Below are 22,359 nucleotides of genomic sequence, written 5' to 3'. Positions count from 1 at the left end.
GCTCACCTCCTTCGCACCCGATACCGGCTCCCACCGGTGGAACTCGTCGTTGTTGTCGTTGCAGTTGCGCCGACCTCAAGTCGGTGCGACGTCAGCCCAGCATGCCCGCGGCCGCACGCGGCTGCGGGGTCAGGGCGTCGCCCACCCGGTCGACCAGTAGCGCCATCTCGTAGCCGACCTGCCCCACGTCGGAGCTGCGGGCGGCCAACACCGCAAAGGACGAACCGTCCGAGATGGACATCAGGAACAGGAAGCCGTTGTCCATCTCCACAACGGTCTGGAGTACGGCCCCGCCCTCGAAGCAGCGGGCTGCTCCCTGGGTGAGGCTGACCAGACCGGATGCGATCGCGGCGAGCTGGTCGGCCCGGTCCCGCGGCAAATCCCGTGACGACGCGAGAAGCAGGCCATCCGCCGAGACGGCGACCGCATGCGCGACACCGGGCACCCGGTCGGCGAAGTTGGCAAGCAGCCAACCAAGATCCTGCGTAGTTGTCATCCTTCTTGCTCCTTCTGCCCGCTCCCGGCCGCTGAGCCTGAGCCAGACTGCGAGGATTGCTGCCCTCCCGGAGTCGCCTCCGGGCTGGTCGGGTTGTCCGAGGTGCTACGCCCTCGCTGCACGCCCCGGTGGTAGGCGGAGAGCAGGCCACGGACCGCCTCCGGGGAACGCCGCTGGACCGAGGTGGCGGGCTTCTCCACCGCGCCCGGCACCAACTGTGCCATCGGCTTGCGCTTCGGCAGACCGGTCGTGGTGGTCTCGTTCACCGGGACCGCGCTGGCCGCTGCCGAGGCGGCACGCCAGCCGTCGTCGGCGGCGGTCTGCCAGCCGTTTGTCTGCGGCTGGGGCCGGCGGTTCGGCAGGCTCTCGGCGAGACCGGGGCGTGCGCCCCCGTTCGCTGTCGACCCGTTGTCCCGCGGCGCTCCTCCGGTGCTCGGAGTGTCTGCCATCGGTGTGTTACCTGTCGTCCCGGGTGATGTCTTGTGGACTGTCCGAGCCTTGGCCTCGACCGTTGCGAACTGCTGGGTCGCGTCGCCGCCGTTCGCCGCCGGCTTGGCCACCTCTGCCGCCTCCTCGGAACCCGGACGGCGGGTACGGAACCAGGCCGACTCGAGCTCCCGGAAGATCGGCAGCTCCATGGTCTCGTCCGCGTACCGCTGCCTGTTCTGGGCCTGCGGCTGCTGGGGTGCCGGACGGTTCTGGGCCGGCGCGGGCGTGACCGGGGCCGGCGATGCCTGCGGCTGGGCGGCAGCGGCCTGCTGCTCGGCGCGCGGCATCCGCGGCAGTTCCGTCGTCATGTCCAGGGCGGCGGCGAGCCGCTCGGGCACCGGCGGGGTCTGCGCGTCCCGCTCCGCGCCGGGAACCGGAGGCCAGGCCGGAGGCGCGGGGGTGTTGGAGGCGGGTGCGGACGGAGCGGACCGGGGCGTGAAGCCGCTGAACGACTGGCTGGAGGCCGGGGGCGCCGAGTACGGCTGACCGGAGTACGGCTGCCCCGAGGCGGGCGGCGCCGAGTACGGCTGGCCGGAGGCCGGCGGCGTCGAATACGGCTGACCGGAGTACGGCTGCCCCGAGGCGGGCGACGCCGAGACCGGCGACGCGGACACCGGCGGGCCACCGTAGGGCTGGCCGGAGGCCGGCGCGGCGGACACCGGCGGGCTGCCGTACGGCGCACCCGAGTAGGGGTGCCCGGAGTACGGCTGGCCGGAGGCCGGCGAGGAAGAGACCGGCGAGGAGGAGTACGGCTGAGCGGAGACCGGCGGCGCGGAGTACGGGCGCGCTTCCGGGCTGCTGGGCAACTGCCGCGGAATCCCCGGCTGCTGGCCGGTGGTCGTGGGCTCGTCACCGGCGCGGCGCTGCGGCAGCGGGTCGATCTGCTGGCCGTTTGCCGACCGGGGCGTGAACCCGTCGCCGCCGTTGACGCTGTTCGACGCGCTGGCACCGGTCAGGTCGGACCAGGCCGGCATCGACCCGTACGCGCCGGCGTTGGCGGGCGTGCCGGCGCCGTTGCGCGAGGCCGGCTCGAACGGTCGGCCGCCCAGGGTGACCTGGTTGCCGGACTCTCCGGGGCGGGGGCCGTTGCCCAGCGCGGGCAGGGCGCCGAGACCGGGCGGGGGCCCACCGTACTGCTGGCCGGCAGCGGGCAGGGCCGGCGGCTGCTGCGGCCGGCCGGACAGCGCCCGGGGCACCAGCACGGAGGTCGGCAGGGTCACCTCGGCGACCGTGCCGCGATCGTTGCCGGGGCGCAGCTCGACGCGGACCCCGTGCCGCGATGCCAGCCGGGCGACCACGACCAGGCCCATCATCCGGGACACGGCGACGTCCACCTGCGGGGGCGTTGCGAGCCGCTCGTTGAGGTCGTTCAACTGCTCGCGGCTGATGCCGATGCCGCGGTCCTCGACGTAGAGCGAGGCGCGGTCGCCGACCCGGCGGGCCTCGACCATCACCTGCGAGTCCGGCGGGGAGAACGCTGTGGCGTTGTCGAACAGTTCGGCCACGAGGTGCACGAGGTCGTTCACCGCGTGTGCGGCGACCTCGATGTCGCGGTCGATGACGCCGAACTCGATCCGGGTGTAGTGCTCGACCTCGGACTGGGCGGCGCGCAGCACGTCGATGAGCGCGGCGGGCTCGCGCTGTACGCGTGTGGAGTCGGCGCCGGCGAGCACGAGCAGGTTCTCGTCGTTACGGCGCATCCGGGTGGCCAGGTGGTCGAGCTGGAACAGCTCGGCCAGCCGGTCCGGGTCTTCCTCGCCGCGTTCCAACCGGTCGAGGTGACCGATGAGGCGGTCGACAAGGATCTGCGAGCGGCGGGCCAGGTTGACGAACATCGTCGCGACAGAGGCGCGCAGGGTCGCCTGCTCGGCGGCCGTCCGGACGGCTTCCAGGTGGACGGCGTTGAACGCCTCGGTCACCTGGCCGAACTCGTCCTTGCTGCGGACCGGCAGCGGCTCGGCGATCTGGTTGGCCAACTGCACCGGGGAGAGCTGGCCTACGACCTGCGGGTCACGGAGTCGGGCCACCGCCTGCGGCAGACCGTACTGGGCGACCGAGAGGGCACCCTGGCGCAGCTCACGCAGAGATCGGGCCATCGAGCGGGCGACGAGGTACGCGAAGAGGATGGCCAGCAGCAGCATGCTGAGCAGCAGGCCGGTCTCCAGGAAGACCTGGCGCTGGACGTCCGCGCGCAGGTCGTTGGCCTTCGTGACCACGTCGCGGTCGAGTTGCGACTCGACGTTGCGGATCAGCTTGGCGTTGGCCGTCATGGCCGAGTCCCACTGGTCCGGGCCGAACGGCGCCCCGCGCATGTCGCCTGTGGTGTTGCCGTCGATCCAGCCGATGTAGTTCTGCGCCTCGCGGCGGTCACCGCCGGCGACGGTCTGGTCGTGGAACTTGGCCTCGTCGGGGCTGGCGACAGCCTTGAAGCTCTGCAGCGCCTGCTGCTGGCCGGTGCCGCTGGCGATGTAGTCGGTGCGCAGGGCCGGGGTCAACCGTTGCCCGCCCTGGACGCCCAGTGCGCGGTGCACGACGACCCGGCGGACGGCGAGGAATTCCTTCTCCCGGGCGACGGCCGCGACGGCCCGCATCCGGTCGCTCAGGTCGTTGTTTCCGGCGAGCTGGGTGGCCGAGTCACGGATGGAGAGCAGGTCGTTGATCAGACCCTCGTACGCCTGGACGGCCTCGGCGAGCTTGAGTTTGCCGTTGAAGACCTGGCTGCGGACACCCGGCAGGTCCTTCAGGCTCTGGTCGATGCCGCTGAGCAGGCCGTCGAGGCTGCCCGGCAGGTCCTCAAGCTGGCCACGCTGCTGGCGGTAGGGGCCGGTCGTCTGGTCGACCCGGGTGTTCACCCGGTTGTACGCCTCCTGGTACTGCGCCTTCGGCTGCGTGCCGGTCGCCTGCAACAGCAGCACGGCGGTGGTCCGCTCGTCCTGCAGTGTGTCGACCAGAGCACCGGAGTAGCTCGACAGACTGGCCAGGTCGCCGGCTCGGTCGGCGTTGTTGAGCGTCTCCAGGTGGTCGACGAGACCACTGGTGCCCACCACGACCGTGGCGATGGTCGGCACGATCATGATGAGACCGAGCTTGGACCAGATCGGCATGTCCCGGAGCCGGCTGGCCGGCCGGCCTAGCCGCGACAGGAAGGAGCCCGCCGTCTTTGGCCGTTTGCTCACGTCACCGCCCTCGCGATTACAGCTTCAGCGCGTTGCCCCGGGCAACGCTCAGCGACCGACCCGGCGGGTCGGACCCCCGAGATTCCATCACGACGCCCGGCAAGAAGAAAGCCCAGGTTGTCACCTGCGGGAGGTGTGATGAGATGTTGATACGATTTGATCGCAGTCCGTCTGGTCGGAGTAACTGAAGGTAATGGAACATCAGTACCGCGTTATCTTGCTCGCCGGCCCGTCTGGCTCCGGAAAGTCGTACATAGCACGGCAAACCGGCCTCCCGGTGCTGTGTCTGGACGACTTTTACAAGAACGGCGATGACCCTACGTTGCCCCGTCGAAACGGGCAGGTGGATTGGGATTCGCCGCAGTCCTGGGACGCCCGGACGGCCGTCGATACGATTGCGCGACTCGCCCGCGAAGGTCGAGCCGATGTGCCGGTTTATGCGATCGGCGCTGATCGTCGGGTGGCCACTCGGGCATTTGAAGTCGACGGATCGCCACTTTTCGTGGCCGAAGGGATTTTCGCCGCCGAGATCGTCGAGGAGTGCCGTCGGCGAGGGCTGCTCGCCGGGGCGTACGCGCTGCGCCGGCCGCGCGGGGCTACCTTCCTACGCCGGCTCGCCAGGGATCTGGCCGAGCAGCGCAAGGCACCTCGGGTGCTGCTCCGGCGCGGAGTGGCGCTGCTGCGGGCGGAGCCCGCGGTGCTACGCCGGCAGACCGGGCTGGGCGCGGAGGCGGCCCGCGCCCGGGAGGTGCTGCACCGGGTGGCCGGCCTGCTCGCCAGCCACCCGCACGCCTGAACGATTCAGGCCAGCAGCTTCGCGTACGCCGGCTTGATCACCTCGTCGATGATCCGGAGTCGCTCGTCGAACGGGATGAAGGCGCTCTTCATCGCGTTGATGGTGAACCACTGCAACTCCCGCCAGCCGTAGCCGAACGTCTCGGCCAGCAGGAACATCTCCCGCGACATGGAGGTGCCGCTCATCAGCCGGTTGTCGGTGTTGACGGTGACCCGGAACCGCAGGTCCCGCAGGAGGCCGATCGGGTGGTCCGCGATCGAGTCCACCGCGCCGGTCTGCACGTTCGACGAGGGGCACAGCTCCAGGGGGATCCGCTTGTCGCGGACGTACGCGGCCAGCCGGCCCAGCACCGGGGTACCGCCGGGGGTGATGTCGTCGACGATCCGCACGCCGTGCCCGAGCCGGTCCGCGCCGCACCACTGGATGGCCTGCCAGATGGACGGCAGGCCGAACGCCTCACCGGCGTGGATGGTGAAGTGGAAGTTCTCCCGCTGGAGATACTCGAAGGCGTCCAGGTGCCGGGTGGGCGGGAAGCCGGCCTCGGCGCCGGCGATGTCGAAGCCGACCACCCCGGCGTCCCGGTGCCGCACCGCCAGCTCGGCGATCTCCTGGGAACGGGCGGCGTGCCGCATCGCGGTGAGCAGGGTGCCTACCCGGATGGTCAGGCCCGCCTCGACGGCCAGCGCGGTGCCCTCGGCGAACCCGGCGAGGACCGCCTCGACCACCTCGTCGAGGCTCAGGTCCTGCTCAAGGTGCTGCTCCGGGGCGAAACGCACCTCGGCGTAGACCACCCCGTCGGCGGCCAGGTCCAGCGCGCACTCACGGGCCACCCGGCGCAGCGCCGGCGCGGTCTGCATGACCGCCACTGTGTGCGCGAACGTCTCCAGATAGCGCTCCAGCGAGCCGGAGTCGGCGGCCTCGACGAACCAGCGCCCGAGCGCCTCCGGGTCGGTGGTGGGCAGCTCGTGGCCGACCTCCGCCGCCAGCTCGACGATCGTCGCCGGCCGCAGGCCACCGTCGAGGTGGTCGTGCAGCAGTGCCTTCGGAGCCTTGACGATGTCCTCGTACCGGATAGTTGCGACCATGCTCAGACCCTAGTCAGCGACCCTCCTGGGTCGGGACAGGACCGGCCTAGACTCGGTTCGTGGATACAGCTCGGCGGCCTGACGTGGACCTCCGCATCCTCGAACGGCTGCGCTGCCCGGTGTGCGGGGATCCGCTGGCCGAGGTGACCGCAGGCACCGCCCGGGCGCTGCGCTGCCCGCGCCGGCACAGCTTCGACATCGCCCGTCAGGGTTACGTGAACCTGCTCGCCGGTCGCGCCCCGCACGTCGGGGACACCGCCGAGATGATCGCCGCCCGGGCCGACTTCCAGGCCGCCGGCCACTACGACGTCATCTCGGACGCACTCGCCGCCGCCGCGACGGAGGCTGTGGTCCGGCTCCGTGCGACGGCCACGCCGCCGCTGGCACCGACCCCGCCGTCCGCCCTTTGCTCTGCTTCAACCCACGCACCGGTTTCCGGGCAGATCTGTTGCGCGGAGGTAAGCAGAGCAGGGGACACACCAACAGGGGTACGGGTCGAAGCGCCGGCGCCTGACGTCAGGGCGTACCCCCTTGTGGTGGATGCCGGCGCCGGCACCGGCCGGTATCTCGGCGCGGTGCTGGCGGCGCTACCGGACGCCGTGGGTCTGGCCCTTGACGTCTCCAAGCCGGCGCTGCGCCGCGCGGCACGCGCGCACCCCCGGGCGGCCGCTGCGCTCGCCGACACCTGGCAGCGGCTGCCCCTCGCCGACGCCTCGGCGGCCGTGCTGCTTAACGTGTTCGCGCCGCGCAACGGGCCGGAGTTCCACCGGGTGCTCGACCCGGCCGGCACGCTGCTGGTGGTCACGCCCGCCGCCGACCACCTCACCGAACTGGTGGACGCCCTCGACCTGCTGCGGGTGGACCCGGACAAGGCCGACCGGGTGGCCGCCAGCCTGGGCGGGCACTTCACTCCGGTCAGCTCGACTGTGCACCGTGCCGAGCTGACGCTCACCCGCACCGAGGTGGCCACCCTGGTCGGGATGGGGCCGAGCGCCTGGCACACCGACCCGGGCGCGTTGGCCGCCCGCCTGGCCGCGCTTCCCGAACCGGTCCGGGTGACAGTGGCGGTCCACCTCGACGCCCACCGGCCCCGCTGAGCGCAGGCTCAGGTGGAGAGGTCGACCTCTTCCCAGCCGGGCGGCTCGTCGTGGTACGGCCCGCGCAGGATCACCGCCCACTCCAGCGCCCAGCGCCGCTGGCCGATCGCGTTCGCGTCGACGAGCCCCGGCGCACGCTGGCCACCCCGCTCGGTCTCCAGGTAAGCCCAGTCCAGGCAGTAGTGCAGGTCGAGCAGGGCTGCCGCGTCGGCCGGATGCTGCGGAGCGGCAAGGATCCTCGTCCGCCAGTGGGAGAACGTCTCACCGTCGGCGATGTGCGGCAGCCGCTCGACAAGCCGCTCGTCCACGGCCAGGGTCGGGTCGAGCTGCTTGCTCAGTCCCAGCACCCAGGCCAGCGCGAACAGCGCGTCGTGGTGCAGCACGAACGAGCGGTGGTCGCCCTTGCCGCCCATGACGAACTGCCACTCCGGCGGGGTGACCATCTCCACCAGGTGCGAACCGAGCAGCCAACTCATCGCCGCCTGCGGGGGCATCCCGAAGCAGCGGGCCAGGATCAGGTGCAGCACGGCGATCCGCGCCTCGATCTCCACCGTCGGGCGTAGCTCGATCTCGTCACCCGGCTCCCAGACGAGCGGGAACTGTGCCGGCGGCAACGGCAGGCCGAGCCGGGACAGCTCGTCCAGGCTCGCCTCGCGCACCTCACGTGGGTCGGGGGCAGGTACGGTCACGGCGGATCATCCTGTCTGCTCGCGACGGCTCAGGGCCGCTCGTCCCCCCTTGGCCTGCGACAATAGCGCTCCCCGGTGACCGACACCATGCCGGCCCGGCCGTCCGCCCGGGTCAGCCGATCCGCTCGATGACAAGCGGCGTCGCGGCCGGCGCGGCGGGCGCGATCCGCACCGCGCGGGCGGCCTCCGCAAGCGCCGCCGGGATCCGCGTGGCGTCGTCGGCGCGCAACTCGTAGAGGGGGTCGCCGGCCCGCACCGCGTCGCCCGGCCGCCTGTGCAGCACCACCCCGGCCGGCACGCTGACCGGGTCCTCCTTGCGGGCGCGGCCCGCGCCGAGACGCCAGGCCGCAACCCCCATGGCGTACGCGTCGACGGCCGCCACGTACCCGTCCTGCTCGGCGCGGACCACCTCGACCTCCGGCGCGGTCGGCATCGGGGCGTCCGGGTCGCCGCCCTGCGCGCGGATCATCGCCCGCCAGGTGTCCATGGCGCGGCCGTCCCGCAGCGCGGCGGCCGGGTCGGCGTCCGACAGACCGGCGGCGTCGAGCATCTCCCGGGCCAGGGCCAGCGTCAGCTCCACCACGTCGGCCGGTCCCCCACCGGCAAGCACCTCGACCGACTCGGTCACCTCGACGGCGTTGCCGATCGCCAGGCCGAGCGGGGTGGACATGTCGGTGAGCAGGGCGACCGTCCGTACGCCGTGCGCGCCACCCAGCTCGACCATCGTGCGGGCCAGCTCGCGGGCCTGGTCGACGGACTTCATGAACGCGCCCGAGCCGACCTTGACGTCCAGGACCAGCGCGCCGGTGCCCTCAGCGATCTTCTTGCTCATGATCGAGCTGGCGATCAGCGGGATCGCCTCCACTGTGCCTGTCACGTCACGCAGCGCGTACAGCTTGCGGTCGGCGGGGGCGAGCCCGGCACCGGCCGCGCAGATCACCGCGCCGACGTCGCCGAGCTGGGTGATGAACTCGTCGTTGCTCAACGCGGCCCGCCAGCCGGGGACCGACTCCAGCTTGTCCAGCGTGCCGCCGGTGTGCCCGAGGCCCCGGCCGCTGAGCTGCGGCACGGCCGCGCCGCACGCCGCCACGAGCGGAGTGAGCGGCAGGGTGATCTTGTCGCCGACGCCGCCTGTGGAGTGCTTGTCGACTGTCGGCCGGCGTACCGCCGACAGGTCGAGCCGCTCACCGCTGGCGATCATCGCGGCGGTCCACCTGGCGATCTCCGGCCCGGTCATGCCGTTGAGCAGGATCGCCATGGCCAGCGCGGACATCTGCTCGTCGGCGACCACCCCCCGGGTGTACGCGTCGACCACCCAGTCGATCTGGGCGTCCGACAGCACGCCCCCGTCCCGCTTGGCCCGAATGACGTCAACAGCAGCAAAACCACTACTCATCAGAAGATCTTCCCTAGTCTGTTGCAGATCCCGACCGACGGCCGCCGGCCATGTGGGGCGGGGGCCGACCGTGCCCGGCGGAGGGATCAAGCCTGACCGCCCGGAGCCGGGCACGGTCGGCCTCCGCCCCCAAGCTCAACCAGCAGCAGACCAGCGCACCGGGATCTCCGCGGGCGGCTCACCCTCGCCGGCCCAGAAGATCGTGCCGGTGGCGTCCACCACCACGACCCGGGGGGTGCGGGCCGCACCCCAGGCGATGGCCTCCGCCGGGTCGCCCCAGCTGGGCGCCTCCTCCAGCACACCGGTCTCGGCGCCCGCGTCGTCGCCTGCCGACCGCTCCCAGTACGCCGTCCAGACCTGCTGGCCGGCGGACATGTCCGCGTGTACGAAGACGGTGCCGCGCCCACGCCAGGCGGCCAGCCGCTCGGGAACCACAGGCACCGGCGTCTCACCGGTGACCGCCTCCAGGTCCTCCACGCCGAAGGCGTGCGGCAGCAGCTCGGCCATCCGCAGCGGGCCGCCCTTCGCCTCGACGAGGCATTCCGGGCCGCCGTGTTCCCACAGCAGTTGCCGGCACCGACCGCACGGCATCAACGGCTCGCCCGTGGCGTCGACGCAGGAGAGCGCCACGAGTCGACCGCCACCTGTGGCGTGCAGGCTGGACACGACACCGCACTCGGCGCAGAGCGTCACCCCGTACCCGGCGTTCTCCACGTTGCAGCCGACCACCACGCGACCGTCGTCGACAAGGGCGGCAGCCCCGACCGGGAACGACGAGTACGGGGCGTACGCGTGCCGCATCGCCTCCGTGGCGACGGCGCGCAGTAGCTCCCAGTCAATGTCGGTCATGTCACCATTCTGCCGAAGTAGCCCAGGCCGGAAGCCGGCAGGGGCGCAGCCGCCATGCTCAGCCCTTGACGTACGGCTTGCCGTCGGCGGCGGGCGCGCGGACCTTACCGACCAGCCCTGCGACCGCGAGGATCGTCGCCAGGTAGGGCAGCATGGCCAGGAACTGACTGGGGATAGCGCTGTTGATCGCGCCGAGGTAGGTGGCGAGCTGGTCGGCGAAGCCGAAGAAGAGCGCGGCGAGCAGCGCGCCTGTCGGGTTCCACCGGCCGAAGATCAGCGCGGCGAGCGCGATGAAGCCCTTACCGCCGATCATGTTCTTGGTGAACGAGTAGAGGGCCAGCGTGTAGGACGCACCGCCGATGCCCGCGACCACGCCGGCCAGCAGGACGTTGCGGTAGCGCACCCGCAGCACCTTGACGCCGAGGGTGTCGGCGGCGATCGGGTGTTCGCCGACCGACCGGGTGCGCAGCCCCCAACGGGTCCGGAACAGCGCGATGTGGATCACCAGGACCAGGAGCAGGCCGAGGTAGAGGAAGATGTTGCCGCGGAACAGCGCCGGCCCGAGCACCGGGATGTCCTTCAGCAGCGGGATCTCCCAGTTGCTGAAGCGCGGTGCGCTGTTGTACCTCTCCGCGTCGGTCTGCATAAGCCGCTCGTAGAGGAAGCCGGTCACGCCGACCGCGAACAGGTTCAGCACGATGCCGATGACGACCTGGTCGACCAGGTAGCGGATGGCGAAGACGGCAAGCAGCAGCGAGATGAACGCGCCACCGATCGCGGCGGCCACGAGGCCCACCCAGACGCTGCCCGAGATGCTGCCGAACAGCGCACCGCTGAACGCGCCCATCAGCAGCTGACCCTCGATGGCCACGTTCACCACACCGGAGCGCTCGCACAGCACCCCGGCGAGCGCGCCGAAGATCAGCGGCAGGGCCAGGATGAAGGTGCCCCGGATGATGTTGACAAGCGGCATGAAGTTCTGCCCGGCCGGCGCGGCCGAGACCTGCCAGCAGAGGAAGGACAGCACGAACCCGAGCAGCCCGACGGCGAGCACCGGCAGGAACCAGCGTTTCGGCAGCCTGTCGGCGAGCAGGGCCGCCCCGGCGGCGATCGTGATGATCCCGAACAGGATCGCGCCGATCGTCCCGTTGATCTCCAACGCGGCACCGGCCGCGTCGTCGCTGAGCGTGAAACGGGCCTGCTGGTCGGTGGCGAGCGCGCCGAAGAGCACTGTCGAGAGCAGCCCGAGCGCCAGCAGCACGGCGCCGACCTTGCGGTTGCGGGTCCAGAAGCCCTCGTCGACCGCGGCGACCGCGACGTCGGGGACAGCCATGGTGGACATGCGTTACCAGCCCTTCGCCAGGCTCGTCTGCAACCGGGCGGCCCGCGCCGCCCGGAGCTGGAAGATCGCCTTCACCAGGGCGGGGGCGGCGATGAAGATGACGATCAGCGCCTGGAGCACTGTCACCAGCTCCAGCGAGATGCCGGAGTACGACTGCATCCGGTTGCCGCCGGCCTGGAGCGCACCGAACAGCAGCGCGGCGAGCAGCACTCCCCAGGGCTTCACCCGGCCGAGCAGCGCCACCAGGATGCCGTCGAAGCCGATCTGCGCGATCACCAGGGGGGTCAACGCGCTCGCGGTGGAGCCCAGGACCATGTTCGCGCCGCCCAGACCGGCCAGGATGCCGGCAAAGACCATGATCAGGACGTACGTCTTGGTGACGCTGATGCCGGCCGTCCGGGCGGCGTCCGGGTTGGCGCCGACCGCGCGCAGCTCGAAGCCGAGCGTGGAGCGGTTGAGCAGCCAGGCGACGGCCCAGGTGGCAAGCACGGCGAGCAGAATGCCGGTGTGCACGCGCAGGTTGTCGCCGAACAGTCGGGGCAGCTGGGCGGAGCTTTCCACAGCCCTGCTGATCGCGTCCGCACGGGCCGGGTCCTGCACACCGTTCTGCACGATGATCCAGGCCAGGAAGTACGTGGCCACGTAGTTCAGCATGATCGTGTTGATCACCTCGTGCGCGCCGGCACGGGCCTTGAGGATGCCGGGGATGAAACCCCAGATCGCCCCACCCAGGGCACCGGCAAGCACCGCCACAAGCAGGTGCAGCACGGGCGGCAGCGGCAGCAGGAAGCCGGCCACCGCCGCGAGGATCACACCGATCATGGCCTGACCCTGGGCGCCGATGTTGAACAGGCCGCCCCGGAAGGCAAGCGCCACCGACAGGCCGGTGAAGACCAGCGGCGCGGTGTAGGTGAGCGTCTCGGAGATCGGCGCGAGCACGGCCGGCCACCCGCCGTCGCCGCTGACCCAGGCGGAGAACGCCTCCGGGTCGAAGACCGCGCCCTTGAACAGGTTCGAGTACGCCTCGCTGACAAGCGTCCAACTGGAATTGATCGCGTCGGAGGGACGGGAGGTGATGTACGAGTAGGTGGAGAGCACGTCCGGATCAGAAATGATCATCAGGATCGCGCCGACCACGATCGCCAGCACCAGCGACAGGAGCGTCACAGTGAAGGTGTTTGCCGCCCACAGGTTGTCCAGGAACAGGCGACCAAGGGACGGCTTCGGCTCCGGCTCGGACACCTTCGGCGTGTTTGCCGTACTGGCCTGCTCGGTGTTGCCGAGCGCGGTCTGCGCCGCCTGCGCCTCGCTCGCCGGTTCCTTGTCCGGTGAGCCCGACTGCGGGTTCACGTCGCTCATGCCTCGTCCTCGCTCGCGGGGCCGTCGGCGCTCGCCGGGCCCCTGCCTGCTGTGCCGGGGTCGTCGGCGGTGGGTGCCGCGCCGGACTCGGCGGCGGCGTCCGGGCTGATGCCGGCCATCAACAGGCCGATCTCCTCGCGCGGGGTGTCCGGGGCGACGACGCCGATGATCCGGCCGCGGTACATCACCGCGATCCGGTCGGCCAACGCGACCACCTCGTCGAGCTCGCTGGAGACCACCAGGACGGCGGTACCGACGTCCCGCTCGCGGATGATCCGGCTGTGGATGAACTCGATCGAACCGACGTCGACGCCACGGGTCGGCTGGGCGGCGATGAAGAGCTTCAGCGGCCGGGACAACTCCCGGGCCACGATCACCTTCTGCTGGTTGCCGCCGGACAGGGTGCCCACCGACGCTTCGGCCGACGAGGTACGGACGTCGAACTGCTCGATCCGCTCCTTCGCCGAGGACGCGATCGCGTCCGGCCGGAGAGCGAACCCGGAGCCGAACGGCGGCCGGTCGTAGATGTCCAGCACCAGGTTCTCCGCGACGCTGAACTCCTTGACCAGGCCGTCCACGCTGCGGTCCTCGGGGACGTAGCCGACGCCGGCGCGGAGCACCTTCTTTGTCGTCCAGCCGTCGATCCGGTCGCCACTCAGGCTCACAGTGCCGGCGAGCACCGGGCGCAGGCCCATGATCGCCTCGATCAGCTCGGTCTGGCCGTTGCCCTGCACGCCCGCTACGCCGAGCACCTCGCCCGCGCGTACGGTCAGGTCGACACCGTCGACGGCCCGGATCTGCCGGTCGTCGTCAACGACCAGCCCGGCCACCTCCAGCACCGGCTCGCCCGGTGTGGCAGGCGACTTGTCGACTGTGAGGCGCACGCTGCGGCCGACCATCAGCGCGGCCAGTTCGTCCCGGCTGGCCTCCGGGGAGGCGGTGCCGACGGTCTTGCCGCGCCGGATCACCGTGATCCGGTCGGCGATCGCCTTTACCTCGCCGAGCTTGTGGGTGATGAAGACGATCGACTTGCCGGCGGCCTTGAGCGCCCGCATGACAGTCAACAACTCCTCGGTCTCCTGGGGGGTGAGCACCGCTGTGGGCTCGTCCAGGATGAGCAGGTCGACGTCGCGGGTGAGCGCCTTGACGATCTCGACGCGCTGCTGGATGCCGACCGGCAGGTCCTCGATCACAGCGTCCGGGTCGACCCGCAGGTTGTAGCGCTCGGACACCTCGGTGACCTCGCGCCGGGCCCGCCGCCGATCCAGGAAGCCGCCGATGCCGCCCCTGACCTGCTCGGCGCCGAGCATGACATTCTCCGTCACGGTGAAGACCGGCACCAGCATGAAGTGCTGGTGCACCATGCCGATCCCGGCGCCGATCGCGTCGGACGGGCCCCGCAGCTTCAACGGCTTGCCGTCGACAAGGATCTCGCCCTCGTCGGGCTGGTAGAGCCCGTAGAGGACGTTCATCAGTGTCGACTTGCCCGCGCCGTTCTCGCCGAGCAGGGCGTGAATCTCTCCAGGCTCCACCGTCAGATCGATGTGGTCGTTGGCGACCAGATCACCGAACCGCTTGGTGATGCCGCGCAGTTCGAGTCTCAGCGCAACCTCCTGGAGTGCGAGCGATGGTGCAGCGTAGCTGCCGGTCGACCGGGTCGGACCGACACGGTCACCGTGGCGCACGATCGGCCGCTCCGGCTCCACGGGTGGTCACCCGCGGTGCCGGAGCGGCCGGATCTGTCGTACCTGTCCAGCCGCCCCTGCGATGATCTCACCGCATGGGACGGCCGGTTGTCACTTGGCCGGCTGGGCCTTCGAGCTGACCGTGATGGTCCCGGCGGCGATGTCCGCCTTGATCTTGTCGACCTCGGCCTTCAGCTCGGCCGGAACCTTGCTGTCGAAGTCGTGGTACGGGGCGATCGAGACACCGTCGTTGGCAAGGGTGCCGACGAAGCCCGGCGTGGCCGGCAGCTTGTCGCCACCGGCGGCCTTCAGCACGGCCTCCTTGACGGCGCCCGGGATGTTCTTGACGACCGTCGTGATGATCGCGGAGCAGTCCGGGGTGCTCTCGCAGCCGTCGACGTCCACCCAGATGGTGCTGTACTTGCCACCCGAGGCCTTGGCCGCGCTCGTGGTGCCGAGACCGGCGCCACCGGCGACCGGCATGATGATGTCCGCACCCTGGGCGACAAGCGCGTCGGAGACCTTCTTGCCCTCGTCCTGCTTGTCGAAGGCGTTGGAGAAGGAACCCTTCTGGGTCTCCTTGTTCCAGCCGAGCGCCTGGACGTCCTTCTTCTTCGTGGTGTTGTAGTACGCCACACCGTCGACGAAGCCGTCCATGAAGATGGTCACCGGCGGGATCGGCAGACCACCGTAGGTGCCCACCTTGCCGGACTTGCTCATCCCGGCGGCCAGGTAGCCCGCCTGGAACGCGGCCTGGGCGGTGTCGAACTGCATCGGGTAGACGTTGTCCACCTTCGGGTTGCCGTCGACGATGCCGAAGTGCTGGTTCGGGTTCGCCTCGGCGATCTTCTTGGTGGCGGTCTCCATCAGGCCACCGACGGCCAGGATGAAGTCGCACTTCTGGTTGACGTACTGCGTCAGGTTGGGCTCGTAGTCGGCCTCAGCCTTCGACGCCACGTACTTGATGTCGATGTTGTCGTTGGCGGCCTTGGCCTCCTGCAGACCCTTCCAGGCCGACGTGTTGAACGACTTGTCGTCGATGCCGCCGACGTCGGTCACCATGCAGGCGCTGAACTTCTTGGCGCCACTACCGGCGTTGTTGTCGTCATCGGGAGCCTCACCACAAGCGGCAGCGCCCAGCACGAGGCCACCCGCCACGAAGGCGGAGGCGATCCGCATCCCACGCACAGAGCGCAAGACGTCTCCTTCCCATTGCCCACCGCGTCATGCGCGGTGGGCAGCCCTTGCGCCGGCCTGCGTGTGCCGCCGGCGTCCCACGTTACGGACGGGAGCGTACGCCCGCGCCCACCCACCGGCCGCCAATCGTGCACGACTGTTGAACGTCCGTTACCCCGGCGTAACCCTGGGGTGCGGCAAATCACTTCTCGTGCAGATCGGCGACCATGCGGGTGTCGCGAACGTCCGTTTCTCCGTGGTTCCCCAATGCCTGGCGAACTAACGCCAGAACACCGCTACTGCCGCGTTGACCAGGGTCAACCCGACGATCGCGAGAAAGTGGCCACGGTTCACGCTCTCCCGCTTACGAGAGAAGAAGACCATGACAAAGATCAGCAGTGCGAGCACCAACTTGGTAACAAGCTTCGCGGGGGCCGGTTCGTCGCCGTCGCGCAGCGGCGCGGACAGTCCGATGCCTGTGACAAGTTGGATCACCGACCCCCAGAGCATGGCGGCGTTGACCCGCAGCCGGCCGGTGACATATTGGGCGATCCCGCCGCCGAGCAGCAGCGCGAAGCCGATCAGATGGACGTAGAGAAGGATCAGTCGAAGAGCTTCCACGCGGGCCATTGTCCCTCAACAACGACGCTTTGTAGTAGTCGCCCCGCCGTGCCGCCGCCATACCGTGACCCACCTCCCCCCGCGATCTTGCAGTTGCTGCCTCGACATACGGGACAACAACCACGAGAAGCCGACCGAAACTGCAAGATCGCGAGGGCTGCAAGCGGGTGGAGCTAGGACAGGCGCCAGACCTGGAAGGTGGGGCCTTCGGCGGGGAGGGTCACAGCGCCCTCGGTGTCGGGGCGCAGGGGTGCCGCGCCGCCCTGGATGTTGTCGCCGGGCTTCAGGCCCGACAGCCGCACCGGGGCACCGGGCCCGCGCCTGGCCAACACCAGCACCGTGGAGGTCGGCGCCTCCCGCAGGAAGACGAGCGTGTCCGCGTCCGCGTGCACCCAGCGCAGGCCGCCGCGCCGCAGCGCCGGCTCGTCGCGGCGCAGCGTCAACAACGACCGGTACGCGTCGAACGTGCGCCGGTCCCAGCTCTCCGGCCGGTGCCACGGCATCGGGGTACGCGAGCCCTCCCCGTTCGTGCCGGTGAGGCCCAGCTCGTCCCCTGCGAACACCACAGGCGTACCGGGCATCGTGGCGAGCAGACCGGCGGCCACCTCCTGCCTGGCCGCGTCGCCGACCACCGTGCGAATACGGGCCGAGTCGTGCGAGCCGAGCAGTTGCCAGGAGTGGGTGTACGACCGCCAGGACACCAGCGACCGGTAGGCGTTCATCGTGGCGAGTACCGCGCCCGCGTCACGCCGCCGTACCCCGCCCGGGGTGCCGAGGAAGTTCGGCACCGGGTCGTCGCCGTGGCGCAGCCAGGACCACACCGGGTCGGTGAAGCCGACGTAGTTCATGGTCCCGTGCCAGCCGTCGGCGTCCAGGTCGCCGGTGTGGTCGTGGCCGTGCTCGGCGAGCAGCAGCGCGTCCGGGCGGGTCTGCGCCACGACCTCGCGCAGCAGCCGCGCCACCTCGTGGGTGTACGCGTCCGCGCCCCGCCGCCCGGTCATGTTCGCCACGTCGACCCGCCAGCCGTCCAGCCCGTACGGCGGGCGCAGCCAGCGACGCAGCAGCGAATCCTCGGCGGTGGCGAAGCGACGGCGCAGCTCCGTGCTGCCCCAGTTGAGCTTCGGCAGCGACTTGACGCCGTTCCAGGACTCGAAATCCCCGCCGGGCAGGTCGAAGTAGTACAGGTCGCGTTCCGGGGCGTTCACGTCGGAGACGGCGGCGGTGAACCATGCGTGGGCATCGCCGGTGTGGTTGCTCGTGATGTCGCCGAGCAGCCGCCAGCCCCGGGCGTGCACCGCGTCGGCGAGACGGGCCAGCGCCGCGTCCCCGCCCAGCAGCGGGTCGACGGTGTCGAAGCTCGCCGCGTCGTACCTGTGGTTGGAGCGGGCCGGGAAGACCGGCGTGAGGTAGACGGTGTTGACCCCGAGCCGGTCCAGGTGGTCCAGGTGTTCGGTGACGCCGTCGAGATCGCCGCCGTAGAGCTGGCGGGGCGTCTCCGGTCCCCGGCCGATGACCGGGGTGTCCCAGTCGCAGCCGATGGCCCAGTCCGGCAGGGTGCGGCCGTCGGCGGCGGCGGAGCGGGCGAACCGGTCCGGAAAGATCTGGTAGATAACCGCGTCCCGCGCCCAGGCCGGCGGCGGGGCGTAGCTGACAAGCTTGAAGTCGCCGTTGTCGGGCACGTCGTGGTCGGCCAGGCCGGCGGCGTTCAGCCAGCGGGTGCCGTGCTCGCCGTCGAGCAGGAAACGGTAGTTGCTGACCGGGTTGCGGACCTCGACGTCGGCCCGCCACCACACGTCACCGTCCTCGGTGCGGTCGATCTCGGCCTCGGAGAAGCGCGGCTCGCCGTCGCCCGTGGTGCGCACGTGCACCTGGCGGACGCCGGTGCCGGCCGGTACCCGGACGAAGACCGGAACGGTCTGCCCGAGCGCGGGCTCCTGCTCGGGGACGTAGGTGGCGGAGCCGTCGTGGTGCGCCTGGAGGGGCATGGTGCTGCCTTTCGCGTCGTACGGACAGGAAGGGGGGCGGTCACCCGCCGCGGCCGGTTCACCCGACCGCGGCGGCCCGCCCTCCGAACCGCTCCGGTGTACGTCGACACGACGCCCTTGCCGCAGCGTGAGCCGAGGAGGCTCAGCCCTTTACCGCCCCGGAGGTGAGCCCGGAGACGATGTAGCGCTGGAGGAGTTGGAACACCAGCACCGTGGGGATCGCGGTGAGCAACGTGCCCGCCGCGAACATCCCGAAGTTGTTGTTGCGCTCGCCGGCCACCAGGCCGTACATGCCGACCGCGAGGGTCTTCGACTCGGGTTCGGTGAGGAACACGTTGGCGATGATGAACTCGTTGATCGACCCGATGAACGCGAGCAGGCCGGTCACCGCCAGGATCGGGGCTACCAGCGGCAGCATGATCCGGAAGAAGATCTGCACGTGCGACGCGCCGTCCATGGTCGCCGACTCGTCCAGCTCCTTCGGCAGGGTGTCGAAGAAGCCCTTCATCAGCCAGGTGTTCGCGCCCAGCGCGCCACCCATGTAGAGCAGGAACAGGCCCCACGGGGTGTTGAAGCCGATCGACGGGTAGAGGTCGGTGAGCGTGGTGAAGATCAGGAAGATCGCCACGATCGCCAGGAACTGCGGGAACATCTGGATCAGCAGCAGCGCGAGCAGGCCGACCCGGCGTCCGGAGAAACGCATCCGGGAGAACGCGTACGCGGCGAGCGACGACAGGAAGATCGACGCGAAGCTGGCCACGCCCGCCAGCAGCAGCGAGTTGAGGAACCAGTGGCCGAACGCGGTCCGGTCGAACAGGTTGACGAAGTTCTCCAGCGACGCCCCGGTGGGCAGCAGCTCGGTGGAGGAGAGCGTGCCGAGTGGGTTGAACGCCGCCGAGATCACGAACAGGATCGGGAAGAGGCTGAACGCCACCGCCAGCACGCCGACCAGGTGCCGCCAGCCCACCTGGGCGAACCAGCGCTTGCGCGTCCGGCGGACCGGCTTGCGACCGGCCTGGTCACGGTTGGCCGTGGGAGTGTCCACAGTGCTTGTCACGAGTACACCTCCTCCTGTTTGCGGGTCCGCCGGAAGCTGATCGCCGACACCGTCGCCACGATCGCGAAGATGAAGATCGAGACAGTGGCGGCCAGCCCGAACTCGGCACCCTGGGCGCCGAACGCCAGCCGGTAGGTGTACGTGATCAGCAGGTCGGTGGCGCCGTTCGTCGGGTTGTCCGGCGCGAACGGTCCGCCCTCGGTGGTGAACAGGATCGCGTTGACGTTGTTGAAGTTGAACGCGAACGACGCGATGAGCAGCGGCGAGAGCGCCACCAGCAGCAGCGGCAGGGTGACCGCCCGGAACGACTGCCAGGGCGACGCGCCGTCGACCGAGGTCGCCTCGGTCAGCTCCCGCGGGATGGCCTGCAACGCGCCGGTGGCGACAAGGAACATGTACGGGTAGCCGAGCCAGAGCTGCACCAGCACCACAGCGATCCGGGCCGACCAGGTGCCGCCGAACCAGTCCACGTTCAGTCCGAACAGGTTGTTGAGCAGACCGAAGTCGGTGTTGAACATGTCCCGCCAGATCAGCAGCATCGCGAACGACGGCATCGCGTACGGCAGGATCAGCAGCACCCGGTAGAAGTTGGTGCCCTTCATCCGGGGCGAGTGCAGCGCCAGCGCGATGGCCATGCCGAGCAGGAACGTGAGGCCCGTGGAGGCGATCGCGAAGGCGAAGTTCCAGGCCAGCGTGCCGAAGAACGGCCCGGAGATGTTCGGGTCGGTGAGCACTGTGCTGAAGTTCTTCAGCCCGACGTCGACCTTCCAGCCCTGGGCGAGCCGCTCGCCGTCGGCGGCGACGAAGGAGCCGGACTCCTCGTCGGCGGTCCAGGTCCTGCCGGTTTCGCTGTCTCTGACGCAGTCGCACGCCTCGTCGTACGCCCGGGCGGCCTTGCCCTCGTAAGCGCGGGTGAGGCCGTTGGAGCGGATCGCACCGTCGTCGGTGGGCACGATGAGCGCGGTGACGGCGTCGCTGCGCCCGCTGGCCTGCCCAATGTTCAGCACTGTGTAGCCGTCCGCGGCGGTGATCTTGCCGCTGAGGCTGCTGACCGTGACGTCGGCGGCGTCGAGCTTGCGCAACCCGTCCGCGTCTCCCGCGAAGACCTCCTTGGTCTTCGGGTCGGTGAGCAGGAAGACAAGGGCGCCGGTCGCCGGGTCACCGTCGGTGGCGACGGTGAGGGCGTACTCGGTCGAGCCGGGGACCTGCTTCACCGAGGCGGTCTGGATCGCGACGATCGCGTCGTCCTTGCTGCCGCGATGGCCGTCGCCGAAGTTCGTGAACGCGGTGCTCGCCGTGTAGAGCACCGGGACGACCTGGAAGGCGATAAGGAACAGCGTGCCGGGCACCAGATACTTCGCAGGGATGTGCCGGCGGCTCAGGTAGAGGTAGTACAGGCCGGCGGTGGTGGCCGCCAGGATGCCCAGCCCGATCCAGGTTCGGCCTCGATGAGCGGGAACGCCGCCCAGATCGCGATCCCGGCCACCAGGCCGAGCAGGATCACCTTGCCGACGAGGCCGGTCGCGGTGATCGGCGCGTGATGCCGCGCGGTACGGGACAGCCCAGGGCGAACGGGCTCCCGGCCCGGGGTCCTCGTGGACCCCGGGCCGGACAGCGGCGCGCTCATTACTTGATCTGACCCTGGATCGTCTTGCCGGCGGCGGTGATCGTCGTGGCCGGGTCGGCACCGCCGATGATGGCGGCCTCCGCCTTACCGAACGGGTCCCAGATCGCGGCCATGGCCGGGATCGCCGGGAGCACGTGGCCGTTCTTGCCGGCCTCGGAGAACTTCGCCAGGTCCGGGTCCTCGCCCTTCACCTGGTCGAAAGCGGCGGTCAGCGCCGGCGGGCGCGGCTCGGCCTTGTACAGCGCGACGGCCAGCTCGGGCTTGGTCACGTAGTTGGTGACGAACTCCTGGGCCAGCGCCTTGTTCTTGCCCTTGCTGGCGACGTAGAACGCCTGCACGCCCACGAACGGCTGGGCTTCCTTGCCGCCGGCGAAGCCGGGGACCGGGGAGATGTCGTAGGAGATGTTCGCCTTCTTGGCGTCGGCGACGGCCCACGGGCCGGACACCAGGTAGGCGCACTTCTTGCTGGTGAACGTGGAGATCGCGTTCTCCGGGGTGATGGAGCGCTTCAGCGCCCCGTCGCCCTTCTCGCCGAGCTTGGCGATCTTCTGGAAGGCCGCGATCGACTCGGGCTTGCCCACGCCCAGGTCCTTCGGGTCGTAGTCGCCGTTGGCCGACGTGCCGAACAGGTAGCCGCCGCCCGAGGTGTAGAGCGGGTAGATGTGGTACGAGTCGCCGTTCTGGCCGGACTGGAGGCACAGGATCTCACTGGCCTTCTTGTCGGCCTTGAGCTTCTTGCCGGCGGCGACCAGGTCCTCAATGGTCTTCGGCGCGTCGGGGGCCAGCTCGGTGTTGCGGATCAGCGCCACGTTCTCGGTGGCGTACGGCACGCCGTAGAGCTGGCCGTTGAAGGTGACCGCCTTGACCGCGGTCTCGTTGAAGCCGCTCTTCTGCTCGGCCGGGAGCTGCACCGGGTCGATGGCGCCGTTCTGGACCAGGTTGCCGATCCAGTCGTGCGCGCCGACCACGACGTCCGGGCCGCTGCCCTGCTGGGAGGCGGTGACGAAGTTGGTCTGCAGGTCCTTGCTGACGGCCTGGACCTCGACGGTCACGCCGTTCTCCTTGCCGAACTCATCGGCGAACGGCTTGAGGGGCGGCGGTCCGCTTGTCGTCCGCCCAGATCACCAGCTTGCCGCCGGCGGCCTTGGGGGATTCGTTGGCGGCCGGTTCGTCGCTGTCGCCGCCACACCCGGAGGCGGCGAGCGCCAGGGCGAAGAGGGCGACCACACCCGCGGTACGGATGCGCATCGGTACTCCTGTCGTCATGGCGGGTCCGCCGGGGGAAGGGCGGCTCCGCCAGTGGGAACTCTGGAAGTTCTTGCCAACCGGCACAGCGATGCTGCGCCACTGCTCTCACGTTGCCGGGACGTTAGCAAGAGGTTGCAGATTATGGAAGCTCTTGCAGAGGCCCACGCAAGAACTTGCCGGTGGGCT

At 70.2% G+C, this 22,359-nt stretch carries 15 protein-coding genes and 2 pseudogenes; 2 read left to right on the top strand and 15 right to left on the bottom strand.

Features of this window, described 5'->3' with window-relative positions:
* Positions 1-91: 91 nt before the first annotated feature.
* Both ADK66_RS24865 and ADK66_RS24860 read right to left on the bottom strand, forming a co-directional pair.
* Positions 92-496: a roadblock/LC7 domain-containing protein gene (locus ADK66_RS24865; RefSeq protein WP_007455462.1), complete on the bottom strand. Its 405-nt coding sequence runs from the start codon at positions 494-496 to the stop codon at positions 92-94.
* Entirely contained in the window at positions 493-4,161 is a 3,669-nt protein-coding gene (locus ADK66_RS24860; RefSeq protein WP_053659303.1) for a sensor histidine kinase, read from the bottom strand. Before ADK66_RS24860 ends, ADK66_RS24865 begins: the two co-directional genes overlap by 4 nt.
* Before the next feature lie 502 nt (positions 4,162-4,663).
* Between ADK66_RS24860 and ADK66_RS32440 the strand changes: the two genes are divergently transcribed.
* Complete coding sequence (locus tag ADK66_RS32440; protein ID WP_231640178.1) at positions 4,664-4,957, top strand: hypothetical protein; 294 nt, start codon at positions 4,664-4,666, stop codon at positions 4,955-4,957.
* A gap of 5 nt (positions 4,958-4,962) precedes the next feature.
* On the opposite strand, the gene ADK66_RS24850 is transcribed toward ADK66_RS32440, so the two are convergent.
* Positions 4,963-6,042 carry an adenosine deaminase gene (locus tag ADK66_RS24850; protein ID WP_053659300.1) on the bottom strand — a complete coding sequence of 360 codons (1,080 nt, stop codon included), beginning with the start codon at positions 6,040-6,042 and terminating at the stop codon, positions 4,963-4,965.
* A gap of 83 nt (positions 6,043-6,125) precedes the next feature.
* Between ADK66_RS24850 and ADK66_RS24845 the strand changes: the two genes are divergently transcribed.
* Positions 6,126-7,139 (top strand): putative RNA methyltransferase, encoded by a 1,014-nt coding sequence (locus tag ADK66_RS24845; RefSeq protein WP_053659298.1) that lies wholly within the window; start codon positions 6,126-6,128, stop codon positions 7,137-7,139.
* Positions 7,140-7,147: 8 nt separating this feature from the next.
* Here the strand turns inward: ADK66_RS24845 and ADK66_RS24840 are convergent, their stop codons facing one another.
* From ADK66_RS24840 to ADK66_RS24785, 12 genes and pseudogenes are all read right to left on the bottom strand, one after another.
* A complete protein-coding gene (locus ADK66_RS24840) occupies positions 7,148-7,828 on the bottom strand; it encodes a DUF4272 domain-containing protein (RefSeq protein ID WP_053659296.1) in 681 nt (226 codons plus the stop codon).
* A 112-nt stretch (positions 7,829-7,940) separates the two neighbouring features.
* A complete protein-coding gene (locus ADK66_RS24835; RefSeq protein WP_053659294.1) occupies positions 7,941-9,224 on the bottom strand; it encodes a thymidine phosphorylase in 1,284 nt (427 codons plus the stop codon).
* Positions 9,225-9,359: 135 nt separating this feature from the next.
* Positions 9,360-10,073, bottom strand: a complete 714-nt coding sequence (locus ADK66_RS24830; protein ID WP_053659292.1) for a cytidine deaminase — start codon at positions 10,071-10,073, stop codon at positions 9,360-9,362.
* Between the two features lie 58 nt (positions 10,074-10,131).
* A complete protein-coding gene (locus ADK66_RS24825) occupies positions 10,132-11,415 on the bottom strand; it encodes an ABC transporter permease (RefSeq protein WP_053659290.1) in 1,284 nt (427 codons plus the stop codon).
* A 3-nt stretch (positions 11,416-11,418) separates the two neighbouring features.
* The gene (locus tag ADK66_RS24820) at positions 11,419-12,774 is read right to left on the bottom strand and encodes an ABC transporter permease (protein WP_053659288.1); all 1,356 of its coding nucleotides are present in this window, start codon (positions 12,772-12,774) and stop codon (positions 11,419-11,421) included.
* Complete coding sequence (locus ADK66_RS24815) at positions 12,771-14,480, bottom strand: ABC transporter ATP-binding protein (protein ID WP_312877384.1); 1,710 nt, start codon at positions 14,478-14,480, stop codon at positions 12,771-12,773. Before ADK66_RS24815 ends, ADK66_RS24820 begins: the two co-directional genes overlap by 4 nt.
* A gap of 90 nt (positions 14,481-14,570) precedes the next feature.
* On the bottom strand, positions 14,571-15,638 hold the full coding sequence (locus ADK66_RS24810) for a BMP family protein (protein ID WP_053659286.1): 1,068 nt from the start codon (positions 15,636-15,638) through the stop codon (positions 14,571-14,573).
* A 276-nt stretch (positions 15,639-15,914) separates the two neighbouring features.
* Positions 15,915-16,256, bottom strand: a complete 342-nt coding sequence (locus ADK66_RS24805; protein WP_053659491.1) for a hypothetical protein — start codon at positions 16,254-16,256, stop codon at positions 15,915-15,917.
* A gap of 173 nt (positions 16,257-16,429) precedes the next feature.
* Positions 16,430-18,241 (bottom strand): glycoside hydrolase family 13 protein, encoded by a 1,812-nt coding sequence (locus ADK66_RS24800; protein ID WP_053659284.1) that lies wholly within the window; start codon positions 18,239-18,241, stop codon positions 16,430-16,432.
* 142 nt (positions 18,242-18,383) lie between these two features.
* Complete coding sequence (locus ADK66_RS24795; protein ID WP_053659282.1) at positions 18,384-19,298, bottom strand: sugar ABC transporter permease; 915 nt, start codon at positions 19,296-19,298, stop codon at positions 18,384-18,386.
* Positions 19,295-20,925 (bottom strand): annotated as a pseudogene (locus tag ADK66_RS24790) (ABC transporter permease subunit). Before ADK66_RS24790 ends, ADK66_RS24795 begins: the two are co-directional and overlap by 4 nt.
* Positions 20,925-22,173: pseudogene (locus ADK66_RS24785) on the bottom strand (maltose ABC transporter substrate-binding protein). Before ADK66_RS24785 ends, ADK66_RS24790 begins: the two co-directional pseudogenes overlap by 1 nt.
* Between the last annotated feature and the right edge of the window lie 186 nt (positions 22,174-22,359).

The organism is Micromonospora sp. NRRL B-16802, assembly GCF_001279555.1.
GTDB lineage: Bacteria > Actinomycetota > Actinomycetes > Mycobacteriales > Micromonosporaceae > Micromonospora > Micromonospora profundi.
This window is presented reverse-complemented; position numbering and strand designations above follow the sequence as displayed.